The sequence below is a fragment of the Pseudomonas sp. AMR01 genome (assembly GCF_041946035.1).
Lineage (GTDB): Bacteria > Pseudomonadota > Gammaproteobacteria > Pseudomonadales > Pseudomonadaceae > Aquipseudomonas > Aquipseudomonas antarctica_B.
In genome coordinates this window covers 48,464-67,799 of sequence record NZ_JAUTYR010000008.1, presented here as the reverse complement: position 1 = coordinate 67,799, position 19,336 = coordinate 48,464, and the positions used below count along the sequence as shown (strand labels likewise).

Genomic DNA, 19,336 nt, shown 5'->3' with positions numbered 1-19,336 from the left:
GGCAATCAAGTGACCGCGAGCAGCTCAGGGCTCAGTTGACCCGTTTACTTGCCGACATCACTTTTGGTAGTCGAGAACACATACCTGGAAAGAACAAAAGTCATGGGTACCGTAATCGCAATAGCGATTAACGGAGCAATACGGCTGTCCCATCCAAGCCTTTCAACCCACACCCAAAGTATCAACAGGCTGGTGAGGTACTGCGCCAGATAGACCAGGGGAAACAGCGCCACCGACTTGATGCCCTGATGGCTCTTGAACACAAAATACCGGTTCAGGCTGTACGCAAGCACTATCCCGGCCACGTACGCGATCGTATAGCTTGTTGTATAGGACACCACATTCAACAGCAGCAAATACAGCCCGTAGGTCACAACGGTGTTAAAACCGCCCGAGACCAAGAACCGGGCAATATCCATTTGAAGAATTTTAGCTGCGGCTGTTTTGAACACCTGCATCATTGACCGACAGCAATCAGCGATTTGAAATCATCGTAGTTACGAATGTAGTCGGCCGAATCATAGTAATGCGACGCGAACACCATCAGCACTGCATCGTGGGAGTAACGGTACTGAATGCCCCACGTCAGGGGAGGCAGGTAAATACCCTTGCTCGGCCTGTCCAGCACGAACTCTTCCCGGTTCTTGCCGTCGTCCGCGACCACATGCACCGAGCCCTTAACGGCGACCAAAAACTGATGGCAGACCTTGTGCGCATGTTCGCCACGCGTTTCTGCGGTCGGCACGTCATACACCAGGAAATACCGTTCCGATTTGAACGGGACGGTACGCTCGAATTCGCCAGCGGACAAACTGCCACGAATGTCGGCGACTGCCGTCATCATGTGCAGCGTCACGCCCTTGACCGAGGTCTGAACCGCCCCCGGTTTTAGCGCTGCATTAGCGGCTGCGTCCTGGGTGGTGCTGACAGGTTTGGCGTCAACGTAACCGATAATTTTGGCAGGGTTACCGACAACGATGGCATTGGGCGGGATGGACCGCGTTACAACCGCACCGGCGCCAACCATCGCGTTGATGCCAATGGTAAGGCCCGGAAGGATGGTGCAATTGGCACCGAGCGAGGCGCCCTTGCGTATGACGGTACGCTCGAAGGCTTGCGGGTATACCTTGCTGCGCGGAAACAGATCATTGGTAAAGGTTGCATTCGGGCCAATGAAGGCGTCGTCTTCGATCGTAATGCCGTCCCACACCTGCACACCGCACTTGAGCGTGACGCGATCGCCGATGATCACATCATTTTCAATAAACACGTTGTCGCATACGTTGCACTCACTGCCCAGGGTGGCGCCTGGCAAAATGTGCGCGAACGCCCAGACACGCGTGTTTTTACCAATATTGTCGGACTCGCACAGTGCATGGCTGTGGACGAAAAAATCCTTAGCGCTGCTCATTCTTGCCTCCAAAATCTTCAATACGCATGGGTATGGCCAGTGGGCGATTCTTGGTATTTTCGTAGGTACGCCATGCATAGGAACCTACGATCCCCAGCCCCAGAAGATTCAAACAGCCCAGAAAAGTGATGGTCAGCATGATCATCGCGTAGCCCGGCACGTCGATCATGCCGTGCAACTTCGCCGCCAGAGTGAATAAGCCGCACAGCGCAGCGAGCCCCGACCCGAAAGCGCCGACGCGGGTCAACAACCGGATAGGCAAGTCAGTGAAGGAAAACACACTGTCCATCAAGTAATTGACTTTCTTGCGCAAGGTCCAGGCCGACGTGCCATGGACTCTTTCCTGGCGGCAGTACGTCACGACTTTGCGGCGATAACCCAACCAGAAAATCTGCGCAATCAGCGAGCTGTGCCGCTCATCCAGGGTGAGCAGCGTGTCCCTGAAAGCCCGATTGCAGGCAAACATGTCGACACCGCCCGGTGGAATTTCCGGGATGACATAACGGCGGTAAAGCCCCCAAAAGAGCTGCGACGCCATGCGACTGGCCCATGGGTCCTGCCGACCTTCGCGAACGCCCACGACCACATCGGTATCCTGGCCCAACAGCACGCGATTCATTTCAAGAACCAGTTCTGGCGGCTCTTGCAGGTCTGCGGCCATCACTGCAAATCGATCGCCGGTGCCGTTTTGCAGCCCGGTGCGAATGGCCATGAACGAGCCAAAGTTTTTCGACAGCAAAATCAGCTTGGCCCGCAAAGGCTGCGAAGGCAGTGTCTCGCGCAAAATCTCATAGCAACGGTCAGGACTGCCGTCCACAACGAACACGACTTCAAGGTCGTTATTCAGCTGTGTATTCAGGCCTGCAATGGCGAGGAGCAAATCGGGAAGATTGCTCTCGTTGCGATAGACGGGGATAACCAAGGTCAGCACGGTTGTTTCCCCTCGGAAAAGTAAGCGGTGACGGCCTCAATCACGCGCTCGACCTCTTCGCCCGTCAGGCCAGGGTAGCAAGGCAGCGAAATGACCGTCTCACACGCCTGCTCGGTGGCATTCAACGCTTGCGGGCTCACGACCGCATATGCCGGCTGTTTATGGTCGGCGACTGGGTAATGAATGTCGGTGGTGACCATTTTTTCTTTCAGGGCCGCGGCAAATTCGGTTCGCGTCTTGACACGCACAACGTAGAGATGGGCCACGTAATCTTCGCCGGTGGAGCATGGCAGTTGCATATCCAGCGCTGCGAAGGCGGCGTTGTAGCGCTTTGCGATCGAACGCCGTTGCTCGTTCCAGGTGTCCAGATGCGGCAGTTTTACGCGAAGGATCGCAGCCTGCATTTCGTCCAGCCGACTGTTACGGCCACCCGGAATGGACACATGGTATTTCTGGCTCCAGCCGTACTGGCGCAACTGGCGGATGCGGGTAGCGAGCGCGTCGTCATCGGTGACCACCGCACCGCCATCACCCAGGGCACCCAGGTTTTTGGTCGGGTAAAAGCTGAAGCAGGCAACGGTGCCGAAGCTGCCAGCCCGTTTGCCATTGCGTCGGGCACCATGGGATTGGGCGCAATCTTCCAGCACCGCAACGCCGGCAGCCGAGGCGATACGCACGACTTCCTCGACGTTGGCCAGTTGACCGTAGAGGTGCGTAACGATCACAGCGGCAGGCTTGCTGTCGAGCACGGCCGCAAACGCCTTGGGGCAGATCGTCAGGCTGGACGGATCGATGTCTACGTAGAGAGGTTGCGCACCCACCGCGTGAATCGCCGTGCTGCCGTAGAAACCGGCATTGGCCACCGCCACGACGCGATCGCCGCTTTCAACGCCCAGCCCCTTCAGCGCGAGCTCAAGTGCATCCGAGCCATTGGCTACGCTGATGCAGTGTTTGATGCCCACGTAGTCTGCGAATGCCTGCTCGAACAGCGTCACCTCGTTCCCCAAAACGTACCAGTGGCTGTCCAGTACAGCGGTCAGAGGGGTGAGGAAATCAAGGCCAGCGTTTGCCTTTACAGCCGAGAAAAGAACAATATTTTCCATAAAAAAGTCCTTGGTCACTGAGCTGAATGGTTGGCCTTGTCACACAGGCTTGGCATCGCCAAAAGCTTCAAAGATGAGGTGAGCGTGTAGAGCGTTACCTTGCAACCCTCGGTATCAAGCTGGCTTGTTATCTGGCCCGAATAGCCGGTGCGCAGAGCCCTTGGCGCATTGAGTGCTTTGGCGACATCCGGTCGCTCCACATCAATCGCCAACACGCCAATAACCTTTTCATTTTCAACGGCAATCACGAATTCCGCTGTGCCTACGCTTTCCGGCACATAGGTCCAACCGCTGAGTTTCCAGCCTTTGTCGACCTTGAAGCCCTGATCAATACTGCCCATCGCCACTGAGTCGGCAGAACGAGGCAAGGTCAGATACGCCGGCGTTTTTTCCGGGACAACCAGCCGGCTGAAGATTTCCTCTTGAGCCAGTGAAAACTTGCTCGTGGCGCCTTTGCCGAGGCTTTGATAAAAAGCGTTTTGGATCGCACCGCCGATTACCGACCCTTTCAAGTTAGCGGCGGCGGTAATATTGGCACTCCAACTCAGCAGGTTACTCAACATCATAAAAATGAGTAACACACCCAGAGCGATGCTGATTTTTTTTGCAGCACTGTTGTTTATACGTTCATGAGCAGTCATTTGACCATCCTTTCTTCCAGCCGCTTGGCGGTTAAAGAAAGAAGAAGCCCCAAAAAGGGAATCGTCACGAACAAGTACCTGCCCTGCGGCTGCGGTAGTGAGTTTTGCGATGCAATCAGACTGAACAATGTCATGGCGGGAAACAGCCCAACAATCATGACAAGTGGCAAAACGTAATCCAGCAAAATGTCCTGCCTGGACTCGGTCACGTTCAAAGGTTTGATTTGGTCGATCGCAACGCCAATAACACCAATCAGGGCAAACGCTGATAGTTGGTAATAGGCGTTAGGCAGAAACAGGTTCATCCAGCCCGTTACCGAAAAATAGCTTTTAAACGTCAGTCCCAACCAGGGCCACACGTTACCGGTGTTCAAGAAATCGTGCCCGCACAGGTAGTAGCAGGTACCAAACCCCGCTGCCGGATTGAGCCTGTGCAAGTTCACGAATTCAATCTGTCCCGAGATGCCGGAGATTTCGCCATAGGTGTGATAGACCACTATCAACATCGGTGCGGCTAACACCACAGCGGCAATTAGCGTGGTTGGCAGGTGTACAAGCAGTTGCTTGTTCTTGAACACTCGAACCGATACCACCATCACTAAAGCGAACACCAGCGCCGGAATGAAATACAGCTTGGCCATCAACATCAGGCCTATCGCCAGCCCAAAATACAGGGCTCGCTTTCGGGTGGGCGACTGGATGAAGTGCGTCAGTGTGCTTATCAATAGCGCAATGCTCGCCAGCCCATAAGCATCACTGTTGAGGTAGGAGAACACGAAAGTTACTTGGGGAATCAGCGCAACAATGGTGGCGATTACGGCCGACATGACTGACGACAAACCACTGGCGCGTGAAGTGCGGAAAAGCGCACAGATGAATACGCCCCCCAAAAGCCAGTTGAAGCTGCGAGCGCCCAGATAGAGCATGTCGGGTGACACCAGCCAGCTGCTGACATAGGTGGTCGCCAATGCGCCCAACAGGTGAGGAAACGGCAGCCCGTGGTACCAGAACTCACCCTTTTGCCATGTGTGCCCGGATATCGCACCGACGAAGGCGTCGTGCGGTTCAGAAGCGAGCGGTAAAGCGTGAGCGCCCTTCAGAAACTCCAGCAAGAAAAAATGCGTCGACTCATCGGGCCCGCCATTAAAGGCAATGCCCAACGACCACGCTGCTACCAGCAGGAAGTAACACACTGCCAGTATCCATTGCCAACTGGAGTCAGATAGGCCTGTAGCACTACAGGTTCGAATTTCATTATTCACTATCAGGCCTCCATGCTTAATCGAAAATTAGCCGTCTCGCAGGTAGAACTTCTTAGCGTTTTACCCTGGGTGGCCACGCCAAACCGAAATCTTCATGATCCAGCGTCAGGTTCGGGTTGTAAGAGTAGTCTTCCTGGATCTTCGGCCAACGCGCTTGAATATGCAGGACTTCTCCGGAGAACCGTTGTTTTTTCTCAGGTGTATCTTCAAGGCCGCGTGTCGCCGACTCGTGGTGATACAGCTCTGCAAAAGGCGTCCAGACATTGATGTAGCCTGCTTCCTGAACCCTCAGGCAGAAGTCGACATCATTAAAGGCGATTTTGAGGTTCTCTTCGTCCAGGCCACCGACTTGCTCGAAAGTGGACTTCTTGATGATCAGGCACGCAGCAGTCACTGCCGAAAACTCCTGAATCAACCCTGCTCGGCAGAAGTAGCCGTAGTCACCCTTGGGCAAGTACTTATGGGAATGGCCCGCTACACCGCCAACCCCGACAACAACGCCGCCATGCTGCAAGCGGTCATCCGGGTACCACAGCCGAGCGCCCACGGCCCCGACATTGGCCTGCAATGCGATGGACACCATCTCATCGAGCCACTCAGGCGAAATCACTTCAATATCGTTGTTAATCAGGCCGATCAGCTCGCCGCGAGCAATTTTTACAGCGCCATTGTTCAGCGCGGAATAGTTGAACGGGCCATCGTCACGCAAGACTCGAATGTTGTCCTGGCTATCAAGCGCCGCAAAATACTCAAGCGACGCAGGATCATCGGACCCGTTATCGATCAAGATAATTTCGTAGTTGGGGTACGTCGTCAGACGCTGAATACTGTCGATGCATTGCTTGACCAGATCACAGGCATTACGCGTAGGAATAATCAGCGAAACCAGTGGCGCCTCGACAGGACGGGCGTAGCGTACGCGGTACATGCCCATCGGCAGCAACTCAGTGCTACCGATGTTTCCCTTACGCTGCAAATGCTCGTCCAGCGCCTTCACACCGGCAAGGGCAGCGTAAGGCTTTTCTTGCCCGGCCATGGCAGTGCTGCCCGAGTGAATCCGCCAGTGATACAGCACACGCGGGATGTGCACGATGTTTGCGCGATCGAGTTGTTCGGCGCAGCGCAACGCGAGATCGTAATCCTGTGCACCTTCAAAGCCTTCGCGGAAGCCGCCCACGGCTTTTACCAGGTCAAGACGGTACACCCCCAAGTGGCAGACCATGTTTTGGGAGCGGAACAAAAACTCGTTCCAGTCCGACTTGAAGTAAGGCGAGCTGCGCTTTCCGCTGGCATCAATCTTGTCTTCATCGGAGTAAATAATGCCGGCATCCGGGTTGTCATGAATGGCCCGCGCTACCCAATACAACGCGTTTTCCGCAATGAGGTCGTCATTATCCATGAGCGCGATGTACTGCCCCGAGGCCAGTTCCAGCGCCGAATTACTAGCTTTGGAAATGTGACCGTTTTCCGTGCGGAACATGACGTTGAAGCGCTTGTCCTGGCTGCTCAGCGTCTTGAGGTAAGCGATAACCTCTTCATCGGTCGACGCATCGTCTGCAATACACAGCTCCCAGTTCTTGTAGAGCTGGGATTTGACGCTTTCAATCGCCTCACGCAGCAGGTCAAGCGGCGGATTGTAGACAGGCATGATGATCGAAATCAGAGGCTTCGTTTTCCACTTGCGAATCTCTTCGCTGAGCTTCCAACGGCCATTGTCATCCAGCGTGTCGTAATACTCGACCCACCGGGCGTAGTCAAAGCGATCAGGCACGTCCCGCGTTTCCTGGCCGACAAAGGCAAGATTACTCGACGTTGCGACATACACGACCCGAGCCTTCAACCCCGCAAGACCTTGTTCGCGCGCCACCTTGATGGCCTTGCGCACGGTGTTGCTCAGGCCACCACCGCGACGAATGACCGCCGGCAACAAAAGCATACCTTTTTTGGCTTGCCCCACACGCCTGATCAACGTGCGAATCGGCGCCGTTACCTTCCAGCTGGACGATGACTGCATCGCGATAATCTGCAGGTTCAAGTTGTGGATATGGGTATCTTTTTGAACCTGATGCGCCCGCAACTGCTCTTCGAGGTTGGCGATATGAACATCTTTATCCTGCAAGGACTCCTTCCAGGACGCCAGCGTACTTTGCACCGCATCATCCTTGATCCTTATCTGTTCATTCAACGCCTCGACTATCTGCAGCCGCTCGGATTCCGAATGGGCATTTCCCAACGCCACCGAGGCTATAAACTCACTGATCTGAATGTCTTTTTCATCCAGCTCGAGATTTTTCTGCTCAGTCATCAATTGAAGGGAGGTGTGGTGTTCTTGAACCGCCAAGCGCAGCCGCTTGAGCACCGCTTTAACTTCTTTCTCTTTCTCACCTACAGCGTAAGCAATTATCTCGGCATGCGTAGAGTTAACGGATGCCTTCAACAATTCCAGCACATCTGTGATCGCTCGATTCGAATCGACGATCTGATCGAGCTTGATGGCTGAATCAAGAATCTGATCCAGCTTGCCGCTTGAGTCGAGCAGCTCATCCAGTTTGCTGTTTGAGTCGAGAAGTTGATCGAGTTTGCGGTTTGAATCGAGCAACTGATCCAGTTTACTGTTTGAATCGAGAATCTGATCGAGCTTACGGTTTGAATCGAGCAACTGATCCAGCTTGCTGTTGGAATCGAGAATTTGATCGAGCTTGCGGTTTGAATCGAGCAGCTGATCCAGTTTGCTGTTTGAATCGAGAAGCTGATCGAGTGTGTCTTGCAACTCGGGGTTGGGACGGGTGAGTCCGGATTGGTTCAGCACATTGATCTCTTGAGCCAGTTGCTCGTCCGTGAATAAAGTAAGGCTTACTTCAATCTCAAGCAGATCAGTGCCACATAGTATGTGGTCTTCTATAGGGATCGTTACACTCGGGTCATCACTCAACGCTAGATACAGCGTGTGGCGACCGACCCGGGAAATACGCATGGCGGACGCAATGACCAGCGGCTCGCTGATGCCATCCTGCCACCCCATAATCGATTCGGTGCTGGAATACACCTTGATGGCTTCAATCGCGAAACTTTGGCGTCGATCAACGGGATCAAATCGCAACACTGCGCCACGGGGCAGAGCTGGCAGCCGGAACCTGATCAGTTGGTGCCCGTCATTAACTACGTCAACCAGGGCGGACTCTTCAGAAAAGTGTCCAGCCTCATTGCTGATATAAAGCTTGGCGTGCCTGGGAGGAAGATGCCGCGCGCCTATCTTGTGAATCATGGCATCCGGTGACCAGTTGAGGAACTGGTCGGCGTCTTCGCCGGTGACTCGCTCCTGAAAGCCAGCCTCAGTCGCTATATAACGCGTCAGGTCTTCAGCGCTGATGTCCATGCCCGCGCTTGCCAGCAGTTGAGTCACAAACGCCTGGCGGCTGACCGAGGATCTGCTGGGGTAGAAAGGGTTTGCGGCCGCCATGAGCAGCAGCAGCGCTCGCATCATCAAGTAGCCGAGTTCGACCCCTTCATGCATCTCCCACTCAATATCAATAAACTTGGGCGTGTTGTCTGCGGTAATGACAATATTTTGCGGAACGGCATCAATATAACGGCCAGGCAGCAATGTCTTGGCCGACAGCAACTTGATACCCCCGCCCTCTTCGTCCAGCAACGTCTGCAGGCAAGCGAGGTACTTCTGCAAAAACGGCGTAAAGCCCTCGACGCTCCAATCGCGGCGCGAGGCGACATCCAGGAACTCAAAGCTCAATACACTGCCTTTCGCGTAAGCGTCCACGCGCGGAAGTACATACTTGAAGCCGTCGTCGGCAAGTATTTCAGGCTCATCGCCCGTCACATTGCCCAGTTTTCTGTACTGAACCTGAATACCGTTCGGCGTATTGACGAACAGTGACTCCTTGCAATAGCGCGTCTTTCTGCCCGTACTGTAGTGGAAAGCAAGCACATCATCGGCAAGGGGTTGATCGTCAGCGCAGGAGGCAACAATCAAAAAGGAGTTGGCAAGCTCCATCCCCAGACGGTTGTCGATAACCACCGACCAGGCCTTCTCGAGATTGAAGGTTGTCAGCTCTGGAAGTTGCGGGTCTTTCTTGACGTTTTGCCATGCCAATGCAGCGGCGTCGAACGCCGCACACTCAAAGCCATTCTCGGTGATGATCGAGTTGGGAAGCTTGTAATCCGGGCTCGGCGCCAGGAAGTTTGAAGAGGTAAAACCAGCACGCGCTATAAGGTCTTCGAGCCCTTTCTTGCCGTATGTCTTGGGCTGGCCCTGCTCATATCTGCCTTCGATACCGTACATGGTGATGCCGACGTGATCTTCCGGCGCACCGGCAAAGTACTTCAATCCCAGCTGGTTTTCGATGGCAATAAAAAGATGACCGTCAGGCTTTAACAGCTGGCGAACACGCGTGAGCATGGCTAACGCGGGGTCTGGCGCATTGCTGAACAAACTGGCGTATTCAAGCACGCCAATCAGTGTCACGACGTCAAATTGCTCTTCGACTTGAAAGTCATCGAAGCGCTCGGCCAACACCGTGACGTTATCCAGGTCACGTGTACGGCTCGCTGCAATGGCCGCTCGGCGTGGGCTTCCTTCCAGGCACAGCAAGTCGGCGCCGCACTCACCGAGGTAACGGCTGATGGCACCGCAACCGGCGCCAATTTCCAATATCCGTGCGTTGAACAGGTGCTCGAAGGGCCGCAGGATGTTCGCGCGTGTCGCGCTCAGGTGATAGAGCTTGGCCCAGTCAGTGCAATATTGCGGCAGTTCATCCGATAACACTGAAACGTCGCTGGCGTTGCTGATGACGCTGGCCAGTTCGACTTCCGCAGCATCCCCGTCGCTGTAGGCGATGCCCTGGTAGTCCGAGCGCATCCAGACACCCGTGTCGCGATCCCTGGAATAACCATATTGATCAAGTTTAAACATTAGGGCTTACCTGATCGATGCTCATGGTCGCGGCGAGGTCAATCAATCCCAGTAGCGTCGGGGTAGGTTCGACAACAAAGTGAATAGAGTCGTAACGCCGATCATGGGGAACGATGTGCTCGCCCTCTCTGGACGCAATCCCTATGGATATAAAGTAATCGCCAGTGGCCAATCTGTTGGTGAACTTCACACTGGCAGTCGCCACTGTTCCGGGTTCGCCCATTGCCCGGGTCTCGACGCACGCCAACAAATAGGAGTTGGTGCCATATACCGTTACACCTTCTTTGGTTTTGATGGTGAACCCAAGAATCGGGTTAATCACGGGGCGGTTGAATTTAAGCGACAGGCCAAGAACGATTTCTTCACCTGATGTGACGCTTGCTGGAAACTCTCGCCCGCCGGCACTCAAGTGAAAATCCATCAACGTGGCAGCACCATCGCCCCAGCGGTACTCGTGAGCGTTATAACCCACACGTGATGCGTACCTGTCGCTTTCCAGCGACAGCTGTACGGTTTGCACAGCGGGCGCGGCAGCCTCAACCACCCCTGCCGGAATGTCCTGTTCTGCACTGCCTGCGTCGGGACTGGCAGTGCGACCAAACAGGATGTCGGTGTAGCGGTTGATAACCGGGCGCGACGCTCCAATCATTTCAACCCGGCTTTGCTCCAGCAGGATCGCCCGCGAGCAATGGGTGACCACTTGCTCACTGGAATGGGTCACTAACAGAATGCTGGTGCCATTCTCTTTAAGTTGGCGAAGACGCTCGAAGCACTTGGCTTGAAAGCGTGCGTCGCCCACCGAAAGCGCCTCATCGACTACGAGAATCTCAGGATCAACTTGGGCCTGAACCGCAAATGCAAGCCTGACCGCCATACCGCTGGAGTAGGTCTTGACCGGATGATCGAGGAACTCGCCAATATCGGCAAAGCCTGCGATTGCATCAAAGCGATCATTCACTTCGTCGTGCGTTAGCCCCAGCACTGCCGCATTCAGGTAGACGTTTTCGCGACCGGTAAACTCCGGGTTAAACCCCGAGCCCAACTCCAGCAGCGCAGCGATGCGGCCACGTGTCTCGATCGCGCCGATGGTCGGCGTCAGCGTGCCGCAGATAATCTGCAACAGCGTGGACTTTCCCGAACCATTACGACCGACGATACCGACGGTTTCACCTTTTTCGACTTCAAAGCTGATGTCGCGCAGCGCCCAGAATTCCTTGCCGTAACTGGTGACTTTGTCACCCGCCCAACGCTGGAAGCGCGGCACGATAGCTTGCTTGAGACGGTCTCTGGGCTTGTCGTAGGTGTAAAAACATTTGGAGACATTCCGGACGCTGATGACTGTTTGATCAGATGACATCAGCGAACCCTTTACGTGTTTTTTGGAAGAACCAGTAACCCACGCACGCAATGACAGCACCAATGACGACAGCGATCGCGAGGTTCCCCCAATTCGGCACATGGCCAAACAGCAGGACGCTTCTACTTTCTTCAATGATGTAGGTCAGCGGGTTGAGCTTTAACCAGGGTTTGTAGACGTCCGGCAATGCGGCTACCGGATACAGCACGGGAGACAGAAACAGCAACACCGTCGTCAGCACAGTGATCACATGCCCAACGTCACGCAAGTACACACCCAGCGACGCCAGGAACCAGCTGACCCCCAACGTCGCCAGAATCAATGGCACGAGAATCAGTGGGAACAGAAGTGCCGTCCAGTAAAGCTCCCCCTGTATGAGGAACTGCGCGGCCAACAATACGACCAGGCTGATACAACTGTGGAACAGTGCCGAACCCAGCGTAATCACCGGAAGGATCTCGAGAGGAAATACTACTTTCTTGACGTAGTTACTGTTGGCCATCACCAACGTCGGTGCGCGGTTGGCACACTCGGCAAATAGCCCGTGAACAATCATGCCGACAAACAGCAGGATCGCGAACCCGCCCTTGCCCGTTTCAACACCGGCCCACCTGGATTTGAATATCTCCGAAAACACGAAGGTGTAAACCGCGAGCATCAGGACCGGATTGAAGAAAGACCATGTCAGGCCCATCACTGATCCACGATAACGCCCGATGACCTCACGTTTGGTCATTTGCGAAATCAATGATCGGTATTTCCACAGACCGACAACAAGACCGATGGGACCTGCTGAAGGCCTGCTGTGGGGATCCACTAGTCGAACGTCTCGGTTTCAACCAGACTTGCAGCATTCGCATCTTTGGCAGACAGCGTCGGCGCCTCGGAAATCGGCCATTCTATCGCCACGTCAGGGTCATCCCACGCAAGGCTGCGCTCATGCTCGGGCGCCCAGTAATCAGTGGTCTTGTAAAGCACCTCGGCACTTTCCGACAGCACGACGAAACCATGCGCAAAGCCTTTTGGAATCCACAGCTGCGCTCGATTGCTTGCGCTGAGGTGAACCCCCACCCATTTGCCGAATGTTGCCGAGCTTTTGCGCAAGTCCACCACGACGTCAAAGATTTCTCCGTGGGTAACCCGTACCAGTTTGCCCTGGGACTGCTTGATCTGGTAATGCAGGCCACGTAGTACACCCTTGACGGATCTGGAGTGATTGTCCTGCACAAAATGCACAGATTTTCCGACGGTGTCTTCGAACACTTTTTGGTTGAAGCTTTCGTAGAAAAATCCGCGCTCGTCTACGAATACTTTGGGTTCAAAAAGAAGAACGTCCGGGATGACGAGGGGGGTTGCTCTCATCTTTACAATATCTCCAAAGAGTTTTCAGGTGCCGCCTTGACGGCGCTACAGATCAAATTTGTTCAAGGCGGCAGTACCCATCACCACGCGAAACTCAGCCCTGTCAGAAAATCTTCTCGTGCAGCAAACGCATCAGATATTGGCCGTAGCCATTCTTGGAAAGCGGCCCAGCGAGCTTTTCCAACTGCTCGGCATCAATCCACTTCTGGCGAAACGCGATTTCTTCAGGGCAGGCCACTTTTAGCCCCTGACGACGCTCAAGCGTGGAGATGAAAAGACTCGCCTCAAGCAGCGAATCGTGGGTGCCTGTGTCCAGCCACGCATAGCCTCGGCCCATGATCTCTACCGACAGCTTGCCGCGCTCCATATAGATGCGGTTGAGATCGGTGATCTCGAGTTCACCACGCGCAGACGGCTTGATGCTTTTGGCAATTTCAACCACGTCCCGGTCATAGAAATAAAGACCGGTTACCGCGTAGCTCGACTTGGGTTTCAGCGGCTTCTCTTCCAGGCTGATTGCCTTGCCCTGCTCGTCAAACTCCACAACGCCATAACGCTCTGGATCATTCACGTGATACGCGAACACGCTGGCGCCGTCGTGCCGAAGCATCGCGCTATTGAGAAGATCGTAGAAATGATGGCCGTGGTAGATGTTGTCACCCAGTACCAGTGCAGACAAATCGTTACCGATAAAGTCTTCACCAATGATGAATGCCTGGGCAAGGCCATCCGGAGAAGCCTGTACGGCGTAGGAAATGTTCAAACCCCACTTGCTGCCATCACCCAACAGTTGCTCGAAGCGCGGAGTGTCTTGGGGAGTGGAAATGATCAGGATGTCGCGAATACCCGCCAGCATCAGCGTGGTCAGCGGGTAGTAGATCATCGGTTTGTCGTAAACCGGCAGTAACTGTTTGGAAATTGCCAGGGTTGCAGGGTGCAGGCGCGTGCCCGAACCACCGGCCAAAATGATTCCTTTACGTTTAAGCATGTTCATTTCTCTAGAATTTCTGTGAGCATCCGTGTCACACCGTCTTGCCATTCAGGCAAGTGCAATGAGAAGGCATTCTGCAGTTTTTGAATATTGAGCCGGGAATTACCGGGACGCTTGGCGGGTGTAGGATAGGCCACTGTTGCAATTGCGCCGACAGAACCGGGAGTAACCTTGAGTTGCACCCCTGCCGCTTGCGCGTGTTCAAGCACAAAACGGGCATAGCGGTGCCACGTTGTTTCGCCGGCTGACGCGAGATGGTAGATCCCTTCGAGCCCGGGGTTCAAGTGCACCGCGCGGATGGCGTGTGCGGTGACATCGGCCAGCAGGTCTGCCCCGGTGGGGGTGCCGAACTGATCGTCAATCACGTTAAGGCTGTCACGTTCCGAGGCCAGGCGCAGCATGGTCTTGGCGAAGTTATTGCCGCGCGCCGCATAGACCCAGCTTGTACGGAAGATCAAGTACGCGCAGCCGCTGGCCTGAATAGCCTGCTCGCCTTGTAGCTTGGTCGACCCATAGACGCTCAGCGGTCCAACCGGATCGCTTTCCTGCCAAGGTGTATCGCCATTTCCGGCAAATACATAATCGGTGGAGTAGTGCACCAGCAAGGCATTCAGCTTGAGGGCCTCTGCCGCCAGCACAGCCGGAGCTTCGGCGTTGACACGCAATGCCTGGGCCGGCTCGCTTTCGGCTTTGTCGACAGCCGTGTAGGCCGCCGCATTGACGATTACGTCAGGCGTGAAGCGTTGCACGGTTGCTGCCAACCCTTGCAGGTCGCTCAAGTCGCCGCAGTAGTCCTGGCTTTTGGAGTCAAGCGCAAGGACTTGGCCCAGAGAGGCCAGGCTGCGTTGTAATTCCCATCCGACTTGGCCATTTTTTCCAAGCAGAAGAATTTTCATACCGCGCGCTCGGAATAGTTCTTATCGAACCATTCACCGCACAAACAGGATTGGATATCGCTCACCCACACCTCATTGTCCAAGTACCATTAAACGGTCTCGCGGATCCCGGTTTCAAAGGTCTCCAATGGTTTCCAGCCTCCCGCATTATAGACATCATCCTCAGTGTCTGCCTCCAGCACACGGCGAATCGCACTGCGATAGTCTTTTACGTACAGCCAGTCACGGATTTGCTGACCATCGCCGTAAGCCGACAGCGCTTTGCCTGCCAGTGTGTCAGAGAAATCACCGCCGGCTCCCGGAACAGTCATTGAGTCAAATCTTTTTCAATAATATTGCAAGGATTAGCCCAAGGTTTCCCAGTACCGTCTGCCGGTACAAACCGGCCGACTGGAAGCCTGACACTCGCCTGAATAACGTTTGACTTCGCGCGTTTTTAAAGCATTTAAGCGTTGCACGATGCTCTTCGCGAAGACAGTGCTCCATCGCTTCGAGCGCACAGATGTTCTGATTGTTCCATTCGTAAAATCGCCCCTGAAAAATCATCTTCAGCCGAACTAGGCGTGCCGCCCAACTGGAGTTGCTGCCGATCAGGTTTTCATCGTGCTGGCGATACAGCATTTTCGGTTCGGCATCATAATGCACAACGCCTCCAGCCCCTGTAACAAGCTGATAGATCCACCAATCGTGAGAGGGCACTTCAATCTTTGAGCCAGCCTCGACGATTAAATCACGAGCGGCACTGTTGAAGACCATTGTATTACCCCCCGCAATACTCTGAACAAGCGCATTGGAGAAATGGGGCGGTAGAGAGAAAAGAGGTGAAAAGCCAAGCGTTGCGCCTATGTCGCTGATTAACTCAGTGCGACCACAGTAGAGAGCGGGAATATGCGCAGGTATCGTCTGCAGCCAGTGCGTGGCCACCTGTAACTTGTCGTGGTTCCAGATATCGTCCTGATCACACCAGGCGAAATAATCGGCGCTGATATCAGTGCGACAAGTTAACGAAAGAAAATTGGCTACAAACCCTGTTCCCGGGCCACTAACGACCTTGAGTCGATCATTGCCCCAGCGGTCGGCATAGGCTTGCAGAATCGCAGGCGTGGCATCCCGAGAGCCGTCGTCAGAAACGATCAGGTTCCAATGTTGATGGCTCTGCTGCTCAACGGAGTTGAGCTGCTCAGCAAGGAACGCCTCGCCATTATATGTGCACATCAAAACTGCAATATTCGCTAAGCAAACATTATTCGAATGGACATAGGAAGGCCTGCGCAATGCGATAATAGTCACAATATCCCTTTGCGAACGCACTAATTATCCCGTAAGAAAACAGGAAATATGCCTTTTGACGGCGGCGATTATTGCAGCAATGTTCTGTCGGTACAATCTGACAAAACAAACCTCTAAGCGCTTCAATTAGCCCCCGACCGCTCTACATAGCCAAGTTGCGCCGTGCCCTACCGTCTGTCAATTCGGCATTTCGAAAAAACTCAATACGCCCCACTTGGAAAAGTGCTGCGCCCGCTTATTTCGTCAGCCTCGGCAAGCCTAGCCGGTAAAAGCGGACTTCGCAGCCGTAGCCGACGAAGTCCCCCTTACTCCTGAGAAAGTGAGCCAACACTCAGCGTTTGCGGAACACAAACACCCGGCGGTGATACGACTGCGTATACCGGCGCGCTACTGACAGGTGGGGGGTAATGACTGATCTGCGCAGGCTGCTGATTCCCGCACGGCACGACCGCAGCGTTGAACGCTGAATCGATTACCGCTATGCGAGGGGAAGCTGGCATGGGCTGATCTTGAGTGAGGGGATAAAGACACGGGGGCTATAACCAGCCATAAACACACCTGGCAATCGCTTCACTCGCGCGTTCTGCGTGGAGGAATTTTAATGCCGGGACAGCAGACCGGTCGTTATACTGCCGCCGAGTTTTTTACAAGGATCTCACAATGATCGCTCTGCCCTGGATGTACCTGGTGCTTCTCTCCATCGGCTATGTGCTGGCCCTGACCTACGGTCAACTGGGCGTGCTGGCAGTGGTGTCTATTGCGCTGTTGCTGATCGCCGGCTACGCGGTTCGCCAGCAACGCACCCCGTGGGCGCGTTACCTCGGCCACGGTCTGTTTATCGTCCTCGCTCTGGGGCTGGCGATGCACTGGCTGCCAGGCTTCTATAACGGGCGCGTTATACCCCCCCAGCGTTTGACGCCGGATGCAGTGCCCTTCTCGCTGTACCTGAATCAGGACAAGCCACTGATTGGCTTCTGGCTGCTGCTGGCCTGCCCATGGATCGTGGCGCGCCGCTCGCTGCGCCTGACACTTTATGTCACCGCCCTGGCTCTGGCCCTGACGGCGGTGGCCGCGTTGGGTGGCGCAGCACTGCTGGGCATCATCAGTTGGGCACCGAAATGGCCGGAACAAGCGTGGCTGTGGGTGCTGAACAACCTGTTGCTGGTGACCCTGGTGGAGGAGGCGTTGTTCCGAGGCTACGTGCAGGGCGGCCTGAGCCGGCGCTTCAAACACCTGCCCTATGGCGAAAACGTTGCGCTGTTATTGGCCTCGCTGCTATTCGGCCTGATGCACCTGGACGCAGGCTGGCATTGGGTGTTGCTGGCGAGCATTGCGGGCGTCGGTTATGGCCTGGCCTATCGTTTCGGCGGCTTGGGCGCAGCGATTGCCACGCATTTTGGCCTGAATCTGCTTCACTTCGGGCTGTTTACCTACCCGATGCTGGCCGGCTGATTGTTGCAAAATTTAAGTTAAATAAACCTCAATCCCGGCCGATACCCCTTCAAAGCCTTGCGGATTGAACAACTATGCGTAATAACCAACCCGTTACCCAGCGCGAACGTACCTTCCCCGCTCAGCAACGGTTGATCTCCACCACAGATGCCAAAGGGGTCATCACCTACTGCAACGACGCCTTCGTCGAAATCAGTGGGTTCACCCGTGACGAGCTGATTCGTGCCCCGCACAATCTGGTGCGTCACCCGGACGTCCCGGCGGCCGTATTCGCGCACATGTGGACCACGCTCAAACAAGGCTTGCCATGGATGGGCATTGTGAAGAACCGCTGCAAGACCGGCGATCACTACTGGGTTAACGCCTATGTGACGCCGGTCTTCGATGGCAGCCAGGTGATCGGCTACGAATCGGTGCGCATCAAGCCCACCGCCGAGCAGATTCGCCGGGCCGAAGCGCTCTATCAACGCATCAACAAGGGCAAGTCGGCCGTTCCCCAGCGCGACAAGTGGCTGCCGGTGCTGCAGGACTGGCTGCCGTTTATCCTGGTCAGCCAGCTGAGCTTCATGATCGGCGCCTCGCTCAATTCCCACTGGGGCTTTGCCCTGGCGGCGGCACTGTCCGTGCCACTGGGCCTGCTGGGCCTGAGCTGGCAGCAGCGCGGCCTCAAGCGCCTGTTGCGCCTGGCCGAGCAGACCACCTCCGACCCGTTGATCGCGCAGATGTACACCGACAGCCGTGGCGCACAGGCGCGGCTGGAGATGTCGATCCTCAGCCAGGAAGCGCGTCTGAAGACCTGCCTTACCCGCTTGCAGGACACCGCTGAGCACCTCAATTCCCAAGCGGCGCAGTCCAACACCCTGGCGCACAACAGCTCCAGCGGCCTGGAACGCCAACGCGTCGAAACTGAGCAAGTGGCCACCGCCGTTAACCAGATGGCGGCGACCACTCAGGAAGTCGCCAGCCATGTGCAGCGCACCGCCGATGCCACCCAGGAAGCCAATCGCCTGACCGGGCGCGGTCGTGATATTGCCGGGGAAACCCGCGACGCCATCCAGCGTCTGTCGGTGGCCGTGGGCGAAACGGGCGTGACCGTCACGCAGTTGGCCAAGGACAGCGATGAAATCGGCGGCGTGGTGGATGTGATCAAAGGCATTGCCGACCAGACCAACCTGCTGGCGTTGAACGCAGCGATTGAAGCGGCGCGTGCCGGTGAGATGGGTCGCGGGTTTGCGGTGGTAGCGGATGAAGTGCGCCAACTGGCGCAGCGCACGGCTGAGTCCACCGGGCAGATCCACACCCTGATCGCCAAGCTGCAACACACTGCGGCGGCTGCCGTACAAACCATGGACGCCGGGCACCGCCAGGCCGAAGAAGGTGTGGCTCGGGTGATGGAGGCAGACAAGGCGCTGGTGGGCATCAGCGAGGCCGTGGCGAATATCACTGACATGACCACGCAGATTGCTGCGGCCACTGAAGAGCAAAGCGCTGTAGCCGAAGAGATCAGCCGCAACATCAGCACCATCGCGCTGCTGGCGGATCAGACTTCGGAACAGGCCTTGAACTCGGCGCAGTTGAGTGAAGAGCTGACCCATACCGCGAATACTCAGTACTCGCTGGTAGAGCGTTTTAACCGCTAGACCGCTGTGGCGAGGGAGCTTGCTCCCGCTGGAGTGCGAAGCGCTCCCAAGATTTTGGGGCCGCTGCGCAGCC

General features: G+C 55.4%; 15 protein-coding genes and 1 pseudogene. 2 read left to right on the top strand and 14 right to left on the bottom strand.

Annotation, left to right across the window (positions count from 1 at the left end; translation table 11 throughout):
- Window positions 1-44: 44 nt before the first annotated feature.
- The 14 genes and pseudogenes from Q7C20_RS10085 to Q7C20_RS10020 all read right to left on the bottom strand — a co-directional run bounded on the left by Q7C20_RS10085 (window position 45) and on the right by Q7C20_RS10020 (window position 16,096).
- Entirely contained in the window at window positions 45-458 is a 414-nt protein-coding gene (locus Q7C20_RS10085; protein WP_375067179.1) for a GtrA family protein, read from the bottom strand.
- The gene (locus Q7C20_RS10080; protein ID WP_348058145.1) at window positions 458-1,411 is read right to left on the bottom strand and encodes a WxcM-like domain-containing protein; all 954 of its coding nucleotides are present in this window, start codon (window positions 1,409-1,411) and stop codon (window positions 458-460) included. The genes Q7C20_RS10085 and Q7C20_RS10080 overlap by 1 nt, the downstream gene beginning before the upstream one ends.
- A complete protein-coding gene (locus Q7C20_RS10075) occupies window positions 1,398-2,342 on the bottom strand; it encodes a glycosyltransferase family 2 protein (protein ID WP_348058143.1) in 945 nt (314 codons plus the stop codon). Before Q7C20_RS10075 ends, Q7C20_RS10080 begins: the two co-directional genes overlap by 14 nt.
- Window positions 2,336-3,445, bottom strand: a complete 1,110-nt coding sequence (locus tag Q7C20_RS10070; protein ID WP_375067052.1) for a DegT/DnrJ/EryC1/StrS family aminotransferase — start codon at window positions 3,443-3,445, stop codon at window positions 2,336-2,338. The genes Q7C20_RS10075 and Q7C20_RS10070 overlap by 7 nt, the downstream gene beginning before the upstream one ends.
- Window positions 3,446-3,459: 14 nt before the next feature.
- The gene (locus Q7C20_RS10065) at window positions 3,460-4,086 is read right to left on the bottom strand and encodes a hypothetical protein (protein ID WP_375067051.1); all 627 of its coding nucleotides are present in this window, start codon (window positions 4,084-4,086) and stop codon (window positions 3,460-3,462) included.
- Window positions 4,083-5,348 carry a DUF2142 domain-containing protein gene (locus Q7C20_RS10060; protein WP_375067049.1) on the bottom strand — a complete coding sequence of 422 codons (1,266 nt, stop codon included), beginning with the start codon at window positions 5,346-5,348 and terminating at the stop codon, window positions 4,083-4,085. The genes Q7C20_RS10065 and Q7C20_RS10060 overlap by 4 nt, the downstream gene beginning before the upstream one ends.
- A gap of 52 nt (window positions 5,349-5,400) precedes the next feature.
- Entirely contained in the window at window positions 5,401-10,275 is a 4,875-nt protein-coding gene (locus tag Q7C20_RS10055) for a glycosyltransferase (protein ID WP_375067048.1), read from the bottom strand.
- Window positions 10,268-11,632, bottom strand: a complete 1,365-nt coding sequence (locus Q7C20_RS10050) for an ABC transporter ATP-binding protein (protein WP_375067047.1) — start codon at window positions 11,630-11,632, stop codon at window positions 10,268-10,270. The genes Q7C20_RS10055 and Q7C20_RS10050 overlap by 8 nt, the downstream gene beginning before the upstream one ends.
- Window positions 11,622-12,449 carry an ABC transporter permease gene (locus Q7C20_RS10045; protein WP_375067045.1) on the bottom strand — a complete coding sequence of 276 codons (828 nt, stop codon included), beginning with the start codon at window positions 12,447-12,449 and terminating at the stop codon, window positions 11,622-11,624. The genes Q7C20_RS10050 and Q7C20_RS10045 overlap by 11 nt, the downstream gene beginning before the upstream one ends.
- Window positions 12,449-12,994, bottom strand: coding sequence for a dTDP-4-dehydrorhamnose 3,5-epimerase (gene rfbC, locus Q7C20_RS10040; protein WP_375067043.1), 546 nt, complete (start codon window positions 12,992-12,994; stop codon window positions 12,449-12,451). Before rfbC ends, Q7C20_RS10045 begins: the two co-directional genes overlap by 1 nt.
- 103 nt (window positions 12,995-13,097) lie before the next feature.
- Window positions 13,098-13,982 (bottom strand): glucose-1-phosphate thymidylyltransferase RfbA, encoded by an 885-nt coding sequence (rfbA, locus tag Q7C20_RS10035; RefSeq protein WP_348058131.1) that lies wholly within the window; start codon window positions 13,980-13,982, stop codon window positions 13,098-13,100.
- Between the two features lie 2 nt (window positions 13,983-13,984).
- Window positions 13,985-14,881, bottom strand: coding sequence for a dTDP-4-dehydrorhamnose reductase (gene rfbD, locus Q7C20_RS10030; protein ID WP_375067041.1), 897 nt, complete (start codon window positions 14,879-14,881; stop codon window positions 13,985-13,987).
- A pseudogene (locus Q7C20_RS10025) lies at window positions 14,878-15,159 on the bottom strand (GDP-mannose 4,6-dehydratase); the annotation flags it as partial. The gene rfbD and the pseudogene Q7C20_RS10025, both read right to left, overlap by 4 nt.
- A 37-nt stretch (window positions 15,160-15,196) precedes the next feature.
- A complete protein-coding gene (locus tag Q7C20_RS10020) occupies window positions 15,197-16,096 on the bottom strand; it encodes a glycosyltransferase family 2 protein (RefSeq protein ID WP_375067177.1) in 900 nt (299 codons plus the stop codon).
- Window positions 16,097-16,831: 735 nt separating this feature from the next.
- Here Q7C20_RS10020 and Q7C20_RS10015 point away from each other — a divergent pair.
- A complete protein-coding gene (locus Q7C20_RS10015; RefSeq protein WP_375067040.1) occupies window positions 16,832-17,623 on the top strand; it encodes a type II CAAX prenyl endopeptidase Rce1 family protein in 792 nt (263 codons plus the stop codon).
- Between the two features lie 74 nt (window positions 17,624-17,697).
- Window positions 17,698-19,263 carry a PAS domain-containing methyl-accepting chemotaxis protein gene (locus tag Q7C20_RS10010; RefSeq protein ID WP_348058123.1) on the top strand — a complete coding sequence of 522 codons (1,566 nt, stop codon included), beginning with the start codon at window positions 17,698-17,700 and terminating at the stop codon, window positions 19,261-19,263.
- The last annotated feature ends 73 nt before the right edge of the window (window positions 19,264-19,336 follow it).

Coding starts and splice junctions, on each gene's coding strand:
- Q7C20_RS10085 (WP_375067179.1), bottom strand. CDS start 458: ATGCAGGTGTTCAAAACAGCCGCAGCTAAAATTCTTCAAATGGATATT.
- Q7C20_RS10080 (WP_348058145.1), bottom strand. CDS start 1,411: ATGAGCAGCGCTAAGGATTTTTTCGTCCACAGCCATGCACTGTGCGAG.
- Q7C20_RS10070 (WP_375067052.1), bottom strand. CDS start 3,445: ATGGAAAATATTGTTCTTTTCTCGGCTGTAAAGGCAAACGCTGGCCTT.
- Q7C20_RS10065 (WP_375067051.1), bottom strand. CDS start 4,086: ATGACTGCTCATGAACGTATAAACAACAGTGCTGCAAAAAAAATCAGC.
- Q7C20_RS10055 (WP_375067048.1), bottom strand. CDS start 10,275: ATGTTTAAACTTGATCAATATGGTTATTCCAGGGATCGCGACACGGGT.
- Q7C20_RS10050 (WP_375067047.1), bottom strand. CDS start 11,632: ATGTCATCTGATCAAACAGTCATCAGCGTCCGGAATGTCTCCAAATGT.
- rfbC (WP_375067043.1), bottom strand. CDS start 12,994: ATGAGAGCAACCCCCCTCGTCATCCCGGACGTTCTTCTTTTTGAACCC.
- rfbA (WP_348058131.1), bottom strand. CDS start 13,982: ATGCTTAAACGTAAAGGAATCATTTTGGCCGGTGGTTCGGGCACGCGC.
- rfbD (WP_375067041.1), bottom strand. CDS start 14,881: ATGAAAATTCTTCTGCTTGGAAAAAATGGCCAAGTCGGATGGGAATTA.
- Q7C20_RS10020 (WP_375067177.1), bottom strand. CDS start 16,096: ATGTGCACATATAATGGCGAGGCGTTCCTTGCTGAGCAGCTCAACTCC.
- Q7C20_RS10015 (WP_375067040.1), top strand. CDS start 16,832: ATGATCGCTCTGCCCTGGATGTACCTGGTGCTTCTCTCCATCGGCTAT.
- Q7C20_RS10010 (WP_348058123.1), top strand. CDS start 17,698: ATGCGTAATAACCAACCCGTTACCCAGCGCGAACGTACCTTCCCCGCT.